The organism is Cognaticolwellia mytili (assembly GCF_002104475.1).
GTDB classification, from domain to species: domain Bacteria; phylum Pseudomonadota; class Gammaproteobacteria; order Enterobacterales; family Alteromonadaceae; genus Cognaticolwellia; species Cognaticolwellia mytili.
The window spans coordinates 80,695-99,415 of record NZ_NBOF01000005.1; the positions used below are offsets into that span (position 1 = coordinate 80,695).

Consider the following 18,721-nt stretch of genomic DNA (forward strand, 5'->3'; position numbering starts at 1 on the left):
ACTTTGTTTTAAGTTTTATTCAGCAGGGCGGGCATTAAAGGCTTTTGAAAAGAATAGGCTATTGGCAATAATTTTCATACTACCTAAAAAGTATCCACGAAAAGCTAAGTCATCAGTGCTAGCAATCACTCGTCCTTTTCCAACATTATGAGCAACAAGCGTCGGATTGTTTGCTAAGCGATTCACTAAATTTTGATCAGTATAGCCACTCAACAAAGGCGCATGACTATATTTAGCAATACTAATAAAAGGCGTCGTCGTCTGTTCCATAATAACGGTACTATTACGAAATACCGGCAATTCGCTAGCTTGATAACCATAAGCAAGTGGATGACTGGTATCAAGTTCAGCTTGATAAATTGCGCCAGCAATACGTTTTCTGCCCGCCAATGATTCCTTGTCACTATAGGTGAGTTTTTCAGTATCAAACAACTGGTCGATGTGATCTTTATTAACAAAGTCCATTTTTAATAATTCTTTATCTGACAACCAACGCGCAGCACGTTTTTGACCAAATACTACGCCACCGCTGGTTAGCCATGATTTAAGTTTATTGAAAACTAGACCATTTAACTTACCGTATTTACCATCAACCATAATGATATGACTATAGTCAGCAAAGTTCACCGCAGTCAAACGTTGCATTTCAACAACGGTAACTGGAATTTCCAATAAATTATCAAGGTAATAAAGCATTTCACCTGCTTCGTATTGAGACGTGTCTTTACCGCCAACCATCAATACTTTAGGTGTTGAAATTGGGCGGAAAGAGCTACTGCCAAGATCGATCCCTTTAACCGTTAAACCAGTATCTAAAGCAATAAGAGGTATTTGGTTATTCGCTGCAAAGTCACTAGAAATATTGCGCCAGTTGTCAACGTTTTGGTTTCCAGCAGGAATAATAATAGTGCCTTTATCGAATGCTTTCGTTACGCCATTAACGGTTGCTGAAAATACTTTCGTCGCCACCTTAGTGTTAATACCAGCACTTGTAAGTTTATGTAATAACTTAGGCGCTAAAAAGTCATGCCATTCAAAAACGTAAGCATAGGCTGAACTAACAGTTTTAAGTGTTTTTTCGCTGCTTGGCTGCCAAGGTAAGTCTTGAGTTTTTAAGCCCCAAGTACGGCCGACTTGGGCAAATTTAATATTCATTGCTAGTGGCAGTGTCCAACCCGACACATCATAAAAGGTGTTGTCTTGGAAATTCTTTTGCTGATTGAATAAGGCCTTAATTACACGATACTGTGCTTGAGCTAACGGAATATAATAACTTTGCTCAGCTATGTAGGTTATATCGTTAATTTTATAATCTTGCGTTAATGGGTAAACTTTAATTTGATGTTGCTGTAACTTATTTAAAAATACCTTTAAACGGTAGTTGTCTTTAGTTTCAGTAAAAATATAACCATTAAAATTTTCATCGCTCGCTTGTTGTTGAGCAAGTTGGTAAAAATCTTTACGATATGCTTTAAACTCCGCTTGGTTTTTCCATGCCCCTTCAATGGTAGAAAGCGATGTTAATACATGATTTTGCACACCGTATTCAAAAGTTAATAAGCCATTGACGGTTTCCTGTTGAAAGCCTCGACTACTCGCCTGTTCAAACAACACACCAATGCCGCCATTGATATCTGGGTAGGTCGAACCTTTGCCGTAATAAAAGTCATCAAAGCTTTCTTCGCTGTAATATAAACGACCTTTATCATCGAGTACCTTGGCATGATAAGTCGCTAATAACTGCGTTAATTCTGTGTTCTTAGTCGGTGTTAATGGATGTGTGCGAGTTGGAATACCTGGCTGGAAGAAGTAGCTACCATTTGCCCCCATTTCATGAAAATCACCTAAAACATTAGGCTGGTATTGATGAAAATAAGGGATGCGATTTTGACTTTCTTTTTGTGACAACAATAACCAATCACGATTTAAGTCAAAGCCAAAATGGTTAGTACGCCCAGTACGCCAGTTTTGGTGGTGTTCAATATGATTCGGATCAGGATTTTCGGTAATACCTCGATGCGTAGTTACCCAATTGACAAATCGGTCCATACCATCAGGGTTAAGACTCGGCTCGATGACAATAATGGTGTCGTTAAGCATATCTTTAACAGCTTTATCTTCAGAAGCAGCTAAATGATACGCCACCACCATAGCAGCATTAGTACCACTTATTTCATCGCCATGAACACTGTAACCTAGCCAGACAACAACAGGATCTTTAGCTGACGCTTCAATATCGGCGCGGCGAGCTAGAATTTGGTCAATATTAGCTAAGTTTTCTGGGCTAGAAATAGTCAATAATACTTGTGAACGAAACTGAGTCGTACGGCCTATTTCTTCTATGTTAACTCGAGATGATACTGTCGCTACTTGTTGCAAGTAATGCAAAACTTGGTCATGACGCGGATGACGTTCACCAATACCAAAGCCCAAAGAGGATTCTGGCGTTGGCACGTTTTCACTATATTTAGCACCATTTGGTAAGTAGGTACTTACATCGGTACTATGCGCAGTAAAATTCATGGTCAATGATGCAATAAATAGCATTAATACCAAGGTTCGAGACAACAATAACAACATATAAGATTTCCTTATTTAATTGTTGGATAAAATAGCAAAATATTACTTAATGAACCAGCTATGGCATTAAATCGACAACAAATTTCGCAATAATTTGAGCTTTTTTAGATTTATTCGACTTGGTACATAAATTATACCAACAAGTACTAGCACCAAATGACAGAGCAGAGTAAAATGCCTATACTTGAGTGATATAGTCGGGTATTGAACGTTCAATCCCAGTGGTAAAGAGTAAAATAGTATGATGATTAATATTTCAGAAACTGCACAAGAGCATTTTGTAAAACTACTGTCTCAACAAGCTGAAGGCACGAGTATTCGTGTGTTTGTTGTAAATCCAGGAACAGCCAGCGCTGAGTGTGGTGTATCATACTGTCCTGCTGACGCTGTAGAACCTGATGATATTGAATTAAAGTTTGAAAAGTTTTCAGCTTATATCGATGCGGACAGTAAGCTATTTTTAGAAGAAGCAGAAATTGATTTTACGACAGATCAAATGGGTTCTCAGTTAACCTTGAAAGCGCCAAATGCTAAGTTACGTAAAGTTGCTGACGACGCGCCATTATTTGAACGTGTTGACTACTTCTTAAAAGCCGAAGTTAATCCACAACTTGCAGGCCATGGCGGCGAATGTACGCTAATGGAAATCACTGAAGACGGTTATGCAGTGCTACAATTTGGCGGCGGCTGTAACGGTTGTGCGCAAATCGATGTAACGGTTAAAGACGGCATTGAAAAACAATTGCTAGAAATGATGGCTGGTGAAATTAAAGGTGTACGTGATATGACAGAACACGAACGCGGTGAACATTCATATTACTAAGCTTGTATAGCGTAAGTTAGCTAGCACCATGTCATTATTAGAAAAATTAGGCCAAGATCCACAGCGCAGCATGCAGCGCTTTTTATGTGGACTTGGTCTTTTTGTTTTCGGCGCCGGCTTAATATTTTTAGGCCTATACCAAAGCCACATTTGGCAAATTATTGGCATCGCTGTTTTAGCGCTTGGCTGTCTTATCGCTATCTACGGTTATATTGGCTTATTCGCCAATCGTTTATACCATATAGTCAATCGTACCAAACGTTAAAAACTCAACCTGTTTCGCTGATAATGCCATGCTAAAGTTACACCACGTGCAAGCATAAACACCGAAAACGCTGCCCACAAACCATGATTACCATAATCCCTTAATAACCACCACACAGGGAAGAAACAACCAAACGTTGCAATCAACATACTATTTCTCATAATACTTGCCTGCATTAAACCAACATAAACACCGTCGTATAGATAACACCAACAAGCTATTAGTGGCAGTGCGATAATCCAATCGATATGCTGCAGCGCATAGTCAACCACCTCAGGAATACTGGAAATATTGGCTATAAAATAACGGCCAGCAAAATAGAAGACCAAGCTATAAGCTATAGCAAAAATACCCGTCCAAAATAGCGCAATATTAACATTTACAAACATGCTCTTTTGATTGTTCTCACCCTTCGCTTTTCCTACCATCACTTCTGCCGCATTGGCTATACCGTCTAAACCAAAAGAAATTAATAACAGAAAATTCATTAGAATTGCGTTGGCTGCAACTACATCGTCACCAAGTCGAGCGCCTTGAAAAGTCATAAAAATAAAACAGACTTCTAAGCATAATGTTCTGATCAAAATATCACGATTAAGCTTGAAGTAGCTAAGTAAAGCAGTACGTTCTACTACTGCATCTAGCACTTGATTATAATTTGAAAAAACAGCAATAAACTTATCTTTAAAATGATGATAAACCAGTGCTAAACCAAGCAATAAACCGCTGTACTCAGCAATCAATGTTGCTAAGGCAACGCCTTTTACTTGCCATGAAAGTCCGATAACGAAAATCAAATCAAGTAGTAAGTTAATCAGGTTAGTTGCAATAACCAGCCACAGCACAACTTTAGCTTTATGATTACCCAGTAGCCAGCCAAGAATAACTAAGTTTGCTAATGCGGCAGGTAAACCCCAAACCCGAATAGCACTGTATTCACGGGCATAAAACTGTACTTGCTCTGAGCCGCCCGCTAAAGATAACGCGAGATCTAGGTAAAAAGTTTGAAAAAGAATAACAAAAAGCCCAATAGTAAACGCGACGATAATACCGCGCAGTAATATTAAACAATTTAACTGGCTATCATTTTTGCCAAAAGCTTGTGCAGATAATCCGGTAGTCGACATGCGTAAAAAACCACACAACCAGGTGATCGCAGTGATGATCATCGCACCAACAGTACTGCCACCTAAATAATAAGCATAATCAAGGTGTCCAATGACTGCCGTGTCGACTAAACCAAGAAGTGGAGCAGTAATATTTGACAAAATCATCGGCAAAGCAAGAATAAATAGTTGCTTATGACGTTCTATATCATTGAATTTCAAAAAAAGCCGACCTTTGTTGGCAAATGGGCTATATAAATAGTAGAAAAAAAGCTATTTTAGGCGAGAGCTTGAAGCCCTCTTAATATCTTAGGAAGATTACCATGAAATACCGCCTGTTGGCAGCGCTGTGCTATTGTCTTCACATGACAAGTTTTGCCACTGTCATTCTCCAATATCACCATGTTAGCGACAAAACTCCTGCTAGTACCAGTATTTCTCCGGAGCAATTTTCACTGCACATGCAGTACCTTAAAGATCACGACTTTAAAGTGATCCCTTTATCAACATTAACAAATTCGCTTAAACAGCAAAAAACCTTACCCAATAAGTCAGTGGTTATCACGTTTGACGATGCCTATTTAGACATTTTGACCAATGGTAAACCGATTTTAGATAAGTATGACTTTCCGTTTAGTATTTTTGTAAACCCTAGCATTGTAGAGCGAAATTCTGCCAGCTACTTATCATGGCAACAACTAAAAGAAATGGCAGATGACGGCGTGATTATTGCCAACCATGGTATGGAACATGATTCTTTAGCACGGATTCCAGCAGGAATAACTCAACAAGCATGGTTAGAACAAAATACAGCATCATTGCTATCGGCAGAAAAATTAATTGAAGAGAAAACAGGACAAAGCTGGCGTTATTTCGCCTACCCATACGGCGAATACACACCAGAAATTCAACAATGGATACAAGCAAATAACTTTACCGCCTTTAGTCAGCAATCAGGCGCTGTTGGTTTAGACACTGATACCACTAGTATTCCAAGGTTTCCTGCTTCACAGCCTTACGACCAAATTTCAAGCTTGCGTGACAAGTTAAACTCATTGCCGTTTAACATCACTTTGGCAGAAGAAAGCCAAGGAACCCTGTTTAACAAAGGGCAATCAACCTCGGTCACTTTCAATGTTGAAGTTGACGATTTTAACCCAGCACAATTACATTGTTATATTTCTGATTTAGGCCTGCAAAAAATTGAATGGCAAGGTGATGAAGTGTTTACTATCAATTACAGCGCACCATTACCAAGTGGTCGTGTACGCTGTAACTGCACTGCGCCAAGTCTTAGTGAACCTGGTCGTTATTATTGGTTTTCTAAACCTTGGTTTATCCTAAAAGAAAACGGTCAATGGTATCCACTTTAATCCGTTAACTAACTCAGTATAAAGCGACTATTTTAGCAAAATCACTAACCAGTTTATCGCCTTCAATCACAGGTACTTGCCCAAGTGCCTGTTCAGGTTTAAAAATAGCTTCAACGTTGCCAGCCGGATTAATCAATACCAGTGAGGCACTATGATCAACTAAATAGTTTTCCACACTTTGTCCATGGTCATCCTTCATCGCTTCTTCAGGCTCTGTAATCGCATACATCAAACCTAAATTACGAGCAAACGGAAACAAGACACCGTGGTCGCCACGTAAAGCTTTAAACTCAGGATTAAAATAACCAATATAACTGGCGAGTTTTTCTTGCGTATCACGCTGTGGATCAACCGAAACTAATAGCACCTGATTGTTATTGGCAACGGCTTTTAGTTCGTCATAAATAAAGTTCATTTCCTGCAAAGTTGTAGGACAAACATCAGGGCAGGAAGTATAGCCAAAGAATACCCAACTCCATTGCCCTTTCAATGACTCATTCGTAAAGCTTTCACCAAGCTGATCGGTTAACTGAAATGACTTTATTTCCCTTGCTTGTTGATAATGCAAAGCAAATTCCGCTGGTGCTTTTTTACTTAATTGACCGAATAAAACAACACCAGCAATTAAAGCTCCCAACGCGACAATAAACGTAATAACTTTATTCATTAGCTAACAACCGGTAATAAGTAGTGATCAAGCAATAGGATGATAAATAGCGCCATTAAATGGACAATTGAAAATTTAAAGGTGTCCATTGCGGTATTCTCATCAGCGTTAAACTTTAATTTCCACGCATAAGCAAAAAATATTAAGTTTAATACCACTGCACCAATTAAATATAACCAGTTACTCATACCTACTAAATAAGGCAACAAGCCAACAACAAATAGCAAAACGGTATAAAGTAAAATCTGTGTTTTAGTAAAATTAACGCCATGCGTTACAGGCAACATGGGAATGTTAACTTTTGCATAATCATCTTTACGGTGAATTGCTAATGCCCAAAAATGTGGTGGTGTCCAAGTAAAGATTAACAACACCAGCAATAATGCATTCGGGTGCACTTCATTAGTCATGGCTGTCCAACCAAGTAACGGTGGAATTGCCCCTGCTAAACCGCCAATAGTAATGTTTTGCGGCGTTGCGCGTTTTAAATACATGGTGTAAACAAAGCTATAGCCAACTAAGCCAGAAAACGTTAGCCATGCAGTCAATGGATTAACAAAGCTATATAAAATCGCAAAGCCTGTCACTGCTAATGTCATAGCAAACATCGAAGCATTACGCGCTGTCAATCTACCATTTGGCAATGGGCGGTTGTGGGTTCTGCCCATGACACTATCGATACGTTCATCAACAATATGATTAATCGCCGCTGCTGCAGAAGACAAAAAGCCAATACCGATCATTGACGGTACTAATACTTGCCAAGGTATTACTCCCGGACTCGATAAACACATGCCAACTAGTGCTGTTAGCACTAACAATGCCACTACACGGGGTTTAGTAATTTCATAATAATCACGCCAAATTGGCGTACTAGGTGCGCTATGACTCGCTGCTATTGTGTTACTATCACTCATAATTTGCCCCTAAATTTTACGTTTTAAACTATACGTCATGCTAATTAATGACATCATTAACATGGCAGCCACAACATTGTGGCTAACAGCAACACTAAGCGGCAATGAAAACCAAATATTACTGATACCTAAGCCAACTTGTACACTGAGAATAAAACCTAAGCTCATCGCAGCATTTTTAAAAAATGGAGATTGCGCTCGGCGATAAATGCTAAATACCAACCAAAATAAATATACCGCCGTGACAATTGCACCTAACCGATGCATAACATGAATGGTGACCCGAGAAGCATGATCTAAATGTCCAAATTCATAGCTCTCTTTCTCTGGCGGTATTAAATCAAAAGAATGCTCGAAGGTTAGTTGATTCATCCAATCCGCTTGGCAAATAGGTAATTCTGTACAGGTTAGCGCGGCATAATTAGATGATGTCCAGCCTCCTAAACTAATTTGCCCTGCTAAAATAAAAATACCAATGACCGCAAACTTAACATATTTTTTTAACGCATAATCTCCACCGGGCACACGATAATCACTCAAGCGTAAATACAGCAAAAGCAATAAACATAATGTAGTAAAACCGCCTAGCAAATGCCCCATCACAACCACAGGCATGAGTTTCATGGTGACGGTCCACATACCTAGTGCCGCTTGAAAGATCACCACCAACAAAATCAACAGAGGTAAGCCCACCGGCCCACCTTGCGAGCGCCTTTTTAATGACAAAAACGCAATAGCTAAGATCAATAAGCCTAAAGTGCCAGCAAAATAACGATGGATCATTTCATTCCATGCTTTTTCAGGCTCAACGGGGCGTTCTGGAAATGCTTGTTCAGCAAGACTAATTTGTTCACTGGTTTCAGGTACATCAAGCAAACCGTAACAGCCTGGCCAATCTGGGCAACCTAAACCAGCATGTGTTAAGCGAGTATATGCCCCTAAGCTCACTACTAAAATAGCGAGTAAAATACTGACAAAAACCAGTTTTCTAATATCGGAAAAACTTTGCACTCTCATTTAGCCAATCCTTGAATATTTCAGTAACTTTTTGAAGTCAGCCAAAATAGCTTTACCAAACCCTGGCAATTGTTCTGCATCTGCAGGTGGCATATGGCTAAGAATGACGTTACCTAAAGGATCAACAATGAATACTTGTGATTGCGAAATAGTAGTTTTCGCTAATGTGGGCATGGCTTGAACATGCCACTTTTTAATTTGAATTTTATCTGACTGTTCAGCTGTTAAAGTTTGCTGTGTTAACGCCACAGGTTTAACACGTGGCATTTCTTTACCTAAAGCAATATAGGTATTATTGACGCTAATTAAGGTTTTCTCGCACTGCTCATCACAATTTTCTGGCAAGGTGTACAACATCAACCATTGGTGGTCAAAATCATCGACATTTAAACCTAGCTTAGCTAAGGTTAATTCGTTTTCTATAAGTTGCCCTTGGTTAGTAACACCATAATTGAACCATTGCTGATTTAAAGCTAATTTAGCCAACACGATGGGAATGATAAACACCGCTAAGAGAATTAGCATACTGCGGCGCGATTTTTTTAATTCTGAAGAACTCATACAACTCAGCCTTTTATTCTTGTTTTTAGGTGTCAGTATCGGTACTTTTATTACTTATTATCAATTGCTATCTTGGTTATTTTTACTCATTTTTATTGCTGCCCAAGCCATTAAGCTTATCCAAGCAAGGGCTAAACTAAACCATTGAAAGGCATATGCCCGATGTTTTTCTGGTGGCATTACGATGGGCTGCCAGTTCTTTTTGTAACCAATACTCTCTTTTTTATCTAAGTAAACAACAAAGGGCAACAGTTTCTTGCCAATTAATGGTGAAAATTTGTCTAATTCAATTTGTTGAACTCTTAATGGCCACAATGGATTAACAAAATTTTGTGCTTGTAATTGAATACCTATTTCAATTTCTCGCACATGCCCAGTAATAATATGTTGCCCTGTAATTGCCGTTATTTCTGGCAATACATTACGGTCGATAGCCCCCTGAACCCAGCCCAGATTAACCAATATGGCATTACCATAACTTTCAATAATTTGATAAACGCGATAGCCGAAGCGGCCTTTGTCAGGTTGGTTATCTAGCAAGAAGACTTTATCACCATCAAATTCACCATCAAGTTGAATAGGTAAATCATTAATACCGTCTTGTAAGTCACTAAGTGCTAATACCTGAGCTAACGAAAGTGCCTGTTGTTGACTTAATTCACTGATACGCTGTTGACGTTGTTCTTTTTCAAATGCTCGGTCAATTTGCCAAAATCCAAGCTTGATTAATAACGAAAATACTAGCATGGTAAATATAACTATCGGCCAATTTAAAAGTTTTAACTTGTGCTGAAGTGATTCCGAATTCATAGACTACCGCATGTTGACTAACTGAGAGCTCACTAACTAAAAACAAAAAATAAAAAATAAAAGAGAGAATACTGTGTTAATTAAAATTATTGTTGTCGGCTTATTAGCCTTTATGGTTTATAACCTATTTAGGGCGTTATTTATCATGAATAAGAATGATCCAAACAAACCACCTATGTCTAAGTTTATTGGTCGACGGGTCATTACTTCCGTCGTCATCGTATTACTATTACTGCTTGGTATTCTCTCTGGCGCTATTACACCCAACCCTCGACCGTTTTAAACCATTACTGACACGATCAAGCTAATGAAAGTAGCGATTAAAGTACGCAGCAGCTAAGTTAACTGCGTACTCTAAAAGATCGACAAACTAGACAATATAAACAAACACAAACAGTATTACCCACACTACATCGACAAAATGCCAATACCAACTTGCTGCTTGAAAGGCAAAGTGGTTTTTCGGTGTGAAATGCCCTTTTAACACTCGAATGAACATCACCAACAGCATAATGGTACCCAAAGTAACGTGCATACCATGGAAACCAGTCAGCATATAAAAGGTGTTACCGTAAATACCACTATCGAGGTATAACTTCATTTCATCAGCATAGCCATGAGCGTACTCTAGGCCTTGGCAATACAAAAAGGTAATACCTAAAACAACCGTTAAACCTAACCAAAACTTCAATAAACCACGTTTCTCTTGCTCTAATGCTACATGAGCAAAGTGTGCAGTAATCGACGAAGTTAATAGTAAAATGGTGTTAATTAACGGTAAGCCATACCAACCCATCGCGGTAGTTTCAGTACCATCAGGGGTTTTTATTAATGGCCAAGTCGCGGTAAAATCAGGCCATAAAATGGCAGCTGTTGCGGCATTATTGCCAGCACCATCAAGCCACGGCACCGAAAACGTTCTGGCGTAAAGTAAAGCACCAAAAAAAGCGGCAAAAAACATTACTTCTGAAAAAATAAACCAACTCATGCCTTGGCGGAACGAATTGTCCATTTGGTGACTATATTTCCCAGACATTGACTCGGTAATAACATTGTTAAACCAGCCAAACATCATATAAATAATCAGTGCGATACCCGCTAGCAATATCCAACCACCACCAACGCTTTCAGGATCATTTAAATTGGCGACATAATTGCCAGCACCTACCGCAATTAAAAACAAGGCAATAGCACCAATGATTGGCCATTTACTTTGCGCTGGTACGTAATAACTTTCGTATTCTTTTGTTGTCATTGTTGTTCCCCTTATTTAAGTGCACTGCACTTAAGAATCAACCGAGCTTGTAATATCGTACAAAGTGTAAGATAGGGTGATGGTAGAAACGTCGTCAGGTAAGTCTAAATCAACATAAAACTGTAATCCCATTTCAACGTCCTCCGTGGCTTTTAGTGGCTGACTATTAAAACAAAAGCATTCAATCTTTTGAAAATATACCGCTGCCCTACCCGGTGAAACTGACGGCACTGCTTGTCCGACAATGTCATTTACAGACTCGTTTTTGGCATAAAATTTAACTGTTTTTCTTTCACCTGGATGAACTTTTATTTCGTTCATCATTGGCTCAAACTTCCAGGGAATACCCTTAGCCGTTCGAGTCAGAAATTGCACGGTAATCGTACGTTCTGTATCTATTGTTGCGGCGTTGTAAGTTGCAGCAACATTAGACGGTTTACCGTTTAATCCAGTGATATCACAAAAAACGTCATATAACGGCACCATCGCAAAGCCAAAGCCAAACATACCAAACACAATCAACATCAGCTTTTTAACTGTTTTTTTCACTGACACGTCTTTAGCGTTCACTTGTGCTTGCTTTGATACTTTATCTTGCGATTCACCGTTATTCATTTTGTGTCCAACTAATCAATTTTTGGTGGTGTTTCAAAGGTGTGGTATGGCGCAGGACTTGGCACTGTCCATTCTAAACCTTCCGCTCCATCCCAAGGTTTTGCAGGTGCTTTTTCACCGCCTTTCACACACTTAATCACTAATACTAAGAAGATTAATTGTGAGAGTCCAAAGGCAAAGCCACCAATACTGACCCACTTATTAAAGTCAGCAAACTGCAGGGCATAATCAGGAATACGGCGAGGCATACCCGCTAATCCTAAAAAGTGCATTGGGAAGAACAATAAATTCACCGAAATTAATGAACACCAAAAATGCCACTTACTTAACGTATCGTTGTACATGTAGCCAGTCCATTTAGGTAACCAGTAATAAGCCCCAGCAAAAATAGAGAATAGCGCACCAGTAACTAATACATAGTGAAAGTGAGCAACAACAAAGTAAGTATCGTGATATTGAAAATCAACTGGTGTCATTGCTAGCATCAAGCCAGAGAAACCACCAATAGTGAACAAAATAACGAAGGCAATAGAGAACAACATTGGCGTTTCAAAACTAATTGAGCCACGCCACATGGTTGCTGCCCAGTTAAAAACTTTCACGCCCGTAGGTACTGCTATTAACATGGTGCAATACATAAAGAACAGTTCACCAAACAACGGCATACCCGTGGTAAACATATGGTGAGCCCAAACAATGAACGACAAGAAAGCAATTGATGCTGTCGCGTAAACCATTGAGCTATAACCAAAGAGTTTTTTACGAGAGAATGCTGGAATGGTAGTAGAAACAATACCAAAAGCAGGCAAAATCATGATGTAAACTTCAGGGTGTCCAAAGAACCAGAAAATATGCTGGAACATAACAGGATCACCACCACCAGCGGCATCAAAAAAGCTCGTGCCAAAGTAGGTATCGGTTAACACCATAGTAACGGTACCCGCGAGCACCGGCATAACCGCTATAAGTAAGTAAGCTGTAATGAAGAATGTCCAAACAAACAATGGCATTTTCATGTAGGTCATACCTGGAGCACGCATATTCATAATGGTGACTACAATATTTATAGCCCCCATAATTGACGAGATACCCATGATATGAACAGCAAAAACAAAAAACGCTGTACTACCGTTACTGTAGGTTGTTGATAATGGCGCGTAGAACGTCCAACCAAAGTTTGGTGCACCGCTTTCCATAAAGAAAGACGATAATAAAATAGCGAAAGCAAATGGTAAAATCCAAAAGCTCCAGTTATTCAACCGTGGCAGTGCCATATCTGGCGCACCGACCATCATAGGTAGCATCCAGTTAGCTAAACCAGTAAACGCTGGCATTATTGCGCCAAAAACCATAATCAAACCGTGTACTGTGGTCATTTGGTTAAAAAAGTCTGGCTCAATTATCTGTAGTCCCGGCTGAAATAACTCAGCTCGAATAACCAGTGCCATTACGCCACCAGTTAAAAACATAATGAACGAGAACCATAGGTACATGGAACCGATATCTTTATGGTTTGTCGTATATAACCAACGCTTAAGGCCAGTCATTTTATGATCATGATGCTCACCATCATGTGAATCATGTTCGGGTTGATCATTAATTGCATCTGTAGTCATTATAACGCCTCCCTACTTCGCACTAGCAGCAACATCTGCTGGCTGGACTAAATCACCGGTGTTGTTACCCCAAGCATTACGCTCGTAAGTCACTACCGCAGCAATTTGCGTTTTAGTTAATTGGCCGCCAAATGCTGCCATCGCTGGATTTTTCTTACTACCGTTAAGTACCATGTCGATATGCACAGCCATGTCGCCTTTCGCGATAGGACTGTCTTTAAGTGCAGGGAAAACTGGCGCCATACCTTCGCCGCTAGCTTGGTGGCAAGCAACACATGCGCTCATGTAAACTTTTTCACCCATAGTCATCAATTCATCTTGGCTATAAACCTTAGATAAATCTTCTTCCGGTATCACTTTTGCCACTTCTTGCGTAATTGCCTGAGTAACTTCGTCTTTTACTTCAGCCGCAGCTTGTTTAACGGTATCAGTCATACTTTCGATTGCACCGCCAGCAGCAGCTTTAACATCTGCAGCTTGCACTGCATCACCAGTATTGTTACCCCAAGCATTACGCTCATAAGTCACTACTGCAGCAATTTCTTTCAAGCTTAATTGCTTACCGTAACCTTGCATGCCTGTGCCTGCTTTACCGTTATAAACAATATTAATATGCTCGCTAGCAGGGCCAGTTGTTGCAACTGCACTACCCTTAAGCGCTGGAAATGCTGGTGGTAAACCTTGACCACTCACCTGATGACAAGCTGCACAATAAGCAGTGTAAGTTGTTTCACCTAATTGCATTAGTTCGTCCATAGAAACTGAAGCATTTAATGAAGCGGCTTCAGCTGCTGCTGCGTTCGCTTTCATTTGCTTTTGCTCATCAAGCCAAATCGCGTAATCTGCCTCAGACTTCACTTCAACAACAATTGGCATAAAGCCGTGGTCTTTACCACATAACTCAGCACATTGGCCACGATAAGTACCAGGCTTATCAACCTTGGTCCAAGCTTCGTTAATAAAGCCAGGGTTAGCATCTTGTTTCACTGCAAATGCAGGTACCCACCATGCGTGGATAACATCATCTGAAGTAATGACAAAACGTACTTTTTTATTGGTAGGAATAACCAAAGGACGATCAACTTCTAGCAGATAGTTTTCACCTTTTTCTGCTGAAGTGCCATTTTGGTTTTCATATTGATCTCTAGGTGTAGAGAGTACTGAATAGAATTCAACATCTTGATCAAAGTACTTATAGTGCCACTTCCATTGCGAACCTGTTATTTGAACAGTCAAATCTGCATCATCGTTATTTTCCATATCAATGAGCGTATAAGTGGCGGGAACAGCCATACCGATAAGAATGACCACTGGAATCGCAGTCCATAGAATTTCTACTTTTGTGCTTTCATGGAAGGTTGATGGTTTAAAACCTTTTGATTTACGGTGAAACACCATAGACCAAAACATGGCACCAAATACCACAACACCAATAGCAGTACAGATATAGAGCACTAGCATATGTAAATCATATACGTCTCTACTAACCTCCGTAACACCTTTGGTCAAGTTCAGCGGCATATCTGCCCAAACCGAACTAGACAACAAGCCCCCTAGCAACAGCAAACCTAGGTTACGTCTTTTCACTCGACATCTCCTTCACCCTTTAAGGTAAAACATACTAATGAATCATTAAATCAACGTGATAAATCAGCTGCTTTACTCATACATTTATTATTATTTAAGTGACGCTTTTTTAGACAACTGTCAATTGCGCCCTATTGTTATGTTTGTACGTTTTCTAGACTAGAATTACTTAAAACTTGATCTGGGTCAAATCAAAATTTCAAAAGAATCATAAATAAAAGCTAACAAATACAATAGAGTAATAACCCTAAACCAGATGAAACATGTAATTCTAAAGGGATGTAAGATATGTTTAAATTTTGTTCAAGGTGTGATTTTTATGCAGAAAATTTAATAAAACACCATACGGTTGACTGTATAAAAAACAATCTATATAGATAAGTGGAACAGCTGAATGAGAATTGTTTTAGCTAAATGGACATTAAGAGAGGAAAAATGACTAAAGTACATAAACTGTCTGTTTTACATACACGACTGAAGTGAAAAAACATTGAGATATTATTTAACCCTAACTCTAGATAACAGCACACAGTTGAGTTTTTTTTATGCGCGCAAAGATATTTATACGTAATCAGTCATAGAAGAAAAAAGACAGGTAAATTAAAGCGGATAGCTGTTACAAAGCTAAAAATAAGCAACAGGCTCACAGGATATTCCCGCTAAACCTGCTGATAAAACACTTGAAATGTTAAATAGACTTACATCCAGTCAGCCGCACGGATAACACCAACTGCAATACCTTCAACATTAAAGTTTTGGCTTGTTAAATCAACTTTAATCGGATCAAAATCTTCATTTTCAGCATGTAGGTACACTACATTACCTTCACGTTTAAAACGCTTTACGGTAACATCATCTTCAACACGCGCGACAATTACTTGGCCATTTTTAACATCAGTGGTTTGATGAACAGCCAGTAAATCACCGTCCATAATACCGATATCTTTCATACTCTCGCCGTTAACACGCAGTAAATAATCTGCGGCTGGACGGAATAAACTACCATCAATTTTGTAATGTTCTTCTACATGCTCTTGCGCCAAAATTGGCTCACCAGCTGCAACACGGCCAATTAAAGGTAAGCCATCTTCTTCAATAAACTCTTCCGCCAAACGAATACCACGCGAGGTACCCGGCAGCATTTCAATATAGCCTTTTTTAGCAAGTGCTTTTAAATGTTCTTCTGCCGCATTAGCCGACTTAAAACCAAAGAAACTGGCTATTTCTGCACGTGTCGGTGGCATACCCGTTTCTGAAATTTTTTCTCTGATCAAATCAAAAATCTGCTGTTGCCTAGGTGTTAAAGGGCGCATAGTATTTCCTTAAACGACTCAATGAGTAAGCCTGTATTTTTAAACAGTATTACTGGTATTGTATACAGGCTGTAAATAAACGCAAGAAATATTGGTGAACAAATAAGGACTCTAGTCAATTACATTTTACTTAACAGGAACAGCATAATTAAGGAAACATGAAGCGGGTCACTATCATGATTTACCACCACAACTTTATCTTTGATACCCCAAAATTGGACATAACTTCTTTCAACTCAAAAAATTTATAGAAAGCGCATGCACGGCTGATCTCTTGGCAGAAAACATATCAGCAAATAAAACATTTGCTGATATGAGCATTTAAAGTAACACTTGGGCTAAATTTTAAAAATACTCGCCTCTTCATGTAGCTCACGAGCCAATGCAGCAACATCATCACTAGCTTGAGAGTTTTCTTGTGAGTCACTTGATACTTGCTCGCTAATATCTCGAATACGAATAATGTTCTCATCAACATCTTTAACAACAATAGCTTGCTCCTCTACAGCAGTAGCAACTAATACGGTCATTTCTGCAATCGCATCAACGTCTGTAATAATTTCATTCAACACTTCTTCTGTATCTTGCGCTTGATTCACACTATTTATACCTTGTTCCTTACAGATACTAACCGTATTAACAATTTCAGTTGTCGTCGCTTGTAACTCATTAATAATTGATGTTATTTCTGCTGTCGAATCTTGCGTTCTTACGGCTAAAGTCCGTACTTCATCTGCAACAACAGCAAAACCACGTCCTTGCTCACCAGCTCTCGCTGCTTCAATTGCTGCATTTAACGCTAATAAATTTGTTTGATCTGCTATACCTTTGATAACCTCCAGTACAGAAGTAATACCATTGCTTTTCTCCTGTAATTGTACAATTTCTTCACCTGCGTTAATTAACTGTTCTGATAACTGGTTAATATTTACGACTGTACTATCCAGTTTTTCTTTACCTTCAACGGCTTTCACTGATGCTTCATCGGTTTTTTCTTTGGTCATGCGGGCGTTATTAGCAATTTCACCGGCTACAATACCCATTTCAGTAACAGCCGTTGCAACCATATCACTTTGTTGTGACTGGCTAACAATGCCCTCAGTTGTTTTCGCAACACTAAGAGATACAATACTTGATGACTCACTAAGTGAATCAACTGTTTGGTCAATGCTTTGAATTAAACTCTGAAAGTGTGCCATGAAGATATTAAATTCTTTTGAAATCACACCAATTTCATCATGACGATCTTCCGTTCGCTGCGTCAAATCGTTCGCTTTTCTAATTTCCGATATCCGTGCCGAAAAAGCATTTAATGGTGTAATAATCTGTCTAGCTACAAGAATAATAACACTGGTTATTAGTAGTAAAGTAACTATTGTAAAAATTAAATGTTGTTGCTCTGTTTGTTTAATATTTTCATTAATGTAATTATTAAGTAGGGTGACTTCTTTATTTAATTCTGTTTCCACGTTATGCACTGCAGCACGCATTTCCCCACGAATTCCCAATTCTGAAGTTAAGCCTATTTTTTGAGATATTTGAAGAAATTTATTAATATTACCAAGATAACTAGCTAATTGATTTTTCGTATTATCATTCGCTAAACGTACTTTAAGTTGCTCCGCCGTTTTATTTAAACGTGTAATATACTTTTCATCGTTGCGCAAAATAAAATCTTTTTCGTGGCGCCTTAAAGTTAGCAAATAGGTTTGTGATTCAAAATCATTTATCGCTTTTATACTGCTTTCTAGTGCATGTGTCGCAGCTCTCAGGCTACCATAAATACCCGAGTCTTTATCAAGCCCCTTTGTTACATATGCAGTAATTAAGTTGTCGAATGCTTGCTGATAAGCCTGCATACCGGTAGCTATAATTGATAGCTCTGCTGTAGAGATATCTGCAATAACAAGCCGTTGCTTCATTTCATCAAGTAAATTTAATGCATGTTTAAAACTTTTAGAAAATTTTTCTCGGTATTTTACATCTTTACGTAATAAGAAATCTTTCTCGCTACGGCGCAACTGCAGCATGGTAACTTGTAAATCTTTAAGCTCTGACTTTATCTCAGTAAGATTCGCGACTTTACTTTGGTTAATATTATTTTCAATATAAAGTCCAAATAGACTTAAAAAAACTAAGGATACGATTACATAGAGCTTTTGTTTAATAGTGAATTTCATAAGTAGATCTCATTAGCATTAAGAAAGGCGTTTACC

General features: G+C 38.9%; 17 protein-coding genes. 4 read left to right on the top strand and 13 right to left on the bottom strand.

The annotated features are described in order from the left end of the window. Positions 1-15 precede the first annotated feature (15 nt). Complete coding sequence (locus tag B7C41_RS16075) at positions 16-2,580, bottom strand: M14 family zinc carboxypeptidase (protein ID WP_085299983.1); 2,565 nt, start codon at positions 2,578-2,580, stop codon at positions 16-18. A 244-nt stretch (positions 2,581-2,824) separates the two neighbouring features. Here B7C41_RS16075 and nfuA point away from each other — a divergent pair, with 244 nt between their 5' ends. Next, complete coding sequence (nfuA, locus tag B7C41_RS16080) at positions 2,825-3,403, top strand: Fe-S biogenesis protein NfuA (RefSeq protein WP_085300284.1); 579 nt, start codon at positions 2,825-2,827, stop codon at positions 3,401-3,403. Between the two features lie 28 nt (positions 3,404-3,431). Next, positions 3,432-3,668, top strand: coding sequence for a hypothetical protein (locus B7C41_RS16085; protein WP_085299984.1), 237 nt, complete (start codon positions 3,432-3,434; stop codon positions 3,666-3,668). On the opposite strand, the gene B7C41_RS16090 is transcribed toward B7C41_RS16085, so the two are convergent. Next, a complete protein-coding gene (locus B7C41_RS16090; protein WP_235839751.1) occupies positions 3,665-4,996 on the bottom strand; it encodes an MATE family efflux transporter in 1,332 nt (443 codons plus the stop codon). The two genes, B7C41_RS16085 and B7C41_RS16090, sit on opposite strands and share 4 nt — an antisense overlap. Positions 4,997-5,097: 101 nt before the next feature. Here B7C41_RS16090 and B7C41_RS16095 point away from each other — a divergent pair, with 101 nt between their 5' ends. Further along, on the top strand, positions 5,098-6,147 hold the full coding sequence (locus B7C41_RS16095) for a polysaccharide deacetylase family protein (protein ID WP_085299985.1): 1,050 nt from the start codon (positions 5,098-5,100) through the stop codon (positions 6,145-6,147). A gap of 13 nt (positions 6,148-6,160) precedes the next feature. Here B7C41_RS16095 and B7C41_RS16100 read toward each other — a convergent pair whose 3' ends face one another. Genes B7C41_RS16100 through B7C41_RS16120 form a run of 5 tightly spaced genes read right to left on the bottom strand, consistent with a single transcriptional unit; the run spans position 6,161 to position 10,119 of the window. Continuing rightward, positions 6,161-6,814 (bottom strand): SCO family protein, encoded by a 654-nt coding sequence (locus tag B7C41_RS16100; RefSeq protein WP_085299986.1) that lies wholly within the window; start codon positions 6,812-6,814, stop codon positions 6,161-6,163. Next, positions 6,814-7,731, bottom strand: coding sequence for a heme o synthase (cyoE, locus tag B7C41_RS20290; RefSeq protein WP_085299987.1), 918 nt, complete (start codon positions 7,729-7,731; stop codon positions 6,814-6,816). The genes B7C41_RS16100 and cyoE overlap by 1 nt, the downstream gene beginning before the upstream one ends. A 9-nt stretch (positions 7,732-7,740) precedes the next feature. Next, the gene (locus B7C41_RS20295; RefSeq protein WP_085300286.1) at positions 7,741-8,724 is read right to left on the bottom strand and encodes a COX15/CtaA family protein; all 984 of its coding nucleotides are present in this window, start codon (positions 8,722-8,724) and stop codon (positions 7,741-7,743) included. Positions 8,725-8,748: 24 nt separating this feature from the next. Further along, a complete protein-coding gene (locus B7C41_RS16115; RefSeq protein WP_085299988.1) occupies positions 8,749-9,309 on the bottom strand; it encodes a hypothetical protein in 561 nt (186 codons plus the stop codon). Between the two features lie 60 nt (positions 9,310-9,369). Further along, positions 9,370-10,119, bottom strand: coding sequence for an SURF1 family protein (locus tag B7C41_RS16120; protein WP_085299989.1), 750 nt, complete (start codon positions 10,117-10,119; stop codon positions 9,370-9,372). A gap of 73 nt (positions 10,120-10,192) precedes the next feature. On the opposite strand from B7C41_RS16120, the gene B7C41_RS16125 reads away from it, so the two are divergent. After that, on the top strand, positions 10,193-10,402 hold the full coding sequence (locus tag B7C41_RS16125; RefSeq protein WP_085299990.1) for a DUF2909 domain-containing protein: 210 nt from the start codon (positions 10,193-10,195) through the stop codon (positions 10,400-10,402). An 87-nt stretch (positions 10,403-10,489) separates the two neighbouring features. On the opposite strand, the gene B7C41_RS16130 is transcribed toward B7C41_RS16125, so the two are convergent. The 6 genes from B7C41_RS16130 to B7C41_RS16155 form a co-directional block, all read right to left on the bottom strand. Continuing rightward, positions 10,490-11,374: a cytochrome c oxidase subunit 3 gene (locus B7C41_RS16130; RefSeq protein ID WP_085299991.1), complete on the bottom strand. Its 885-nt coding sequence runs from the start codon at positions 11,372-11,374 to the stop codon at positions 10,490-10,492. Positions 11,375-11,404: 30 nt separating this feature from the next. Further along, on the bottom strand, positions 11,405-11,989 hold the full coding sequence (locus B7C41_RS16135) for a cytochrome c oxidase assembly protein (RefSeq protein WP_085299992.1): 585 nt from the start codon (positions 11,987-11,989) through the stop codon (positions 11,405-11,407). Between the two features lie 11 nt (positions 11,990-12,000). Next, positions 12,001-13,536, bottom strand: a complete 1,536-nt coding sequence (ctaD, locus tag B7C41_RS16140; RefSeq protein ID WP_235839769.1) for a cytochrome c oxidase subunit I — start codon at positions 13,534-13,536, stop codon at positions 12,001-12,003. 81 nt (positions 13,537-13,617) lie between these two features. Next, complete coding sequence (coxB, locus tag B7C41_RS16145; RefSeq protein ID WP_085300287.1) at positions 13,618-15,126, bottom strand: cytochrome c oxidase subunit II; 1,509 nt, start codon at positions 15,124-15,126, stop codon at positions 13,618-13,620. Positions 15,127-15,890: 764 nt separating this feature from the next. Further along, positions 15,891-16,505, bottom strand: coding sequence for a transcriptional repressor LexA (lexA, locus tag B7C41_RS16150; protein ID WP_085299994.1), 615 nt, complete (start codon positions 16,503-16,505; stop codon positions 15,891-15,893). Positions 16,506-16,843: 338 nt separating this feature from the next. Continuing rightward, positions 16,844-18,685 carry a methyl-accepting chemotaxis protein gene (locus B7C41_RS16155; RefSeq protein WP_085299995.1) on the bottom strand — a complete coding sequence of 614 codons (1,842 nt, stop codon included), beginning with the start codon at positions 18,683-18,685 and terminating at the stop codon, positions 16,844-16,846. Positions 18,686-18,721: the final 36 nt, after the last annotated feature.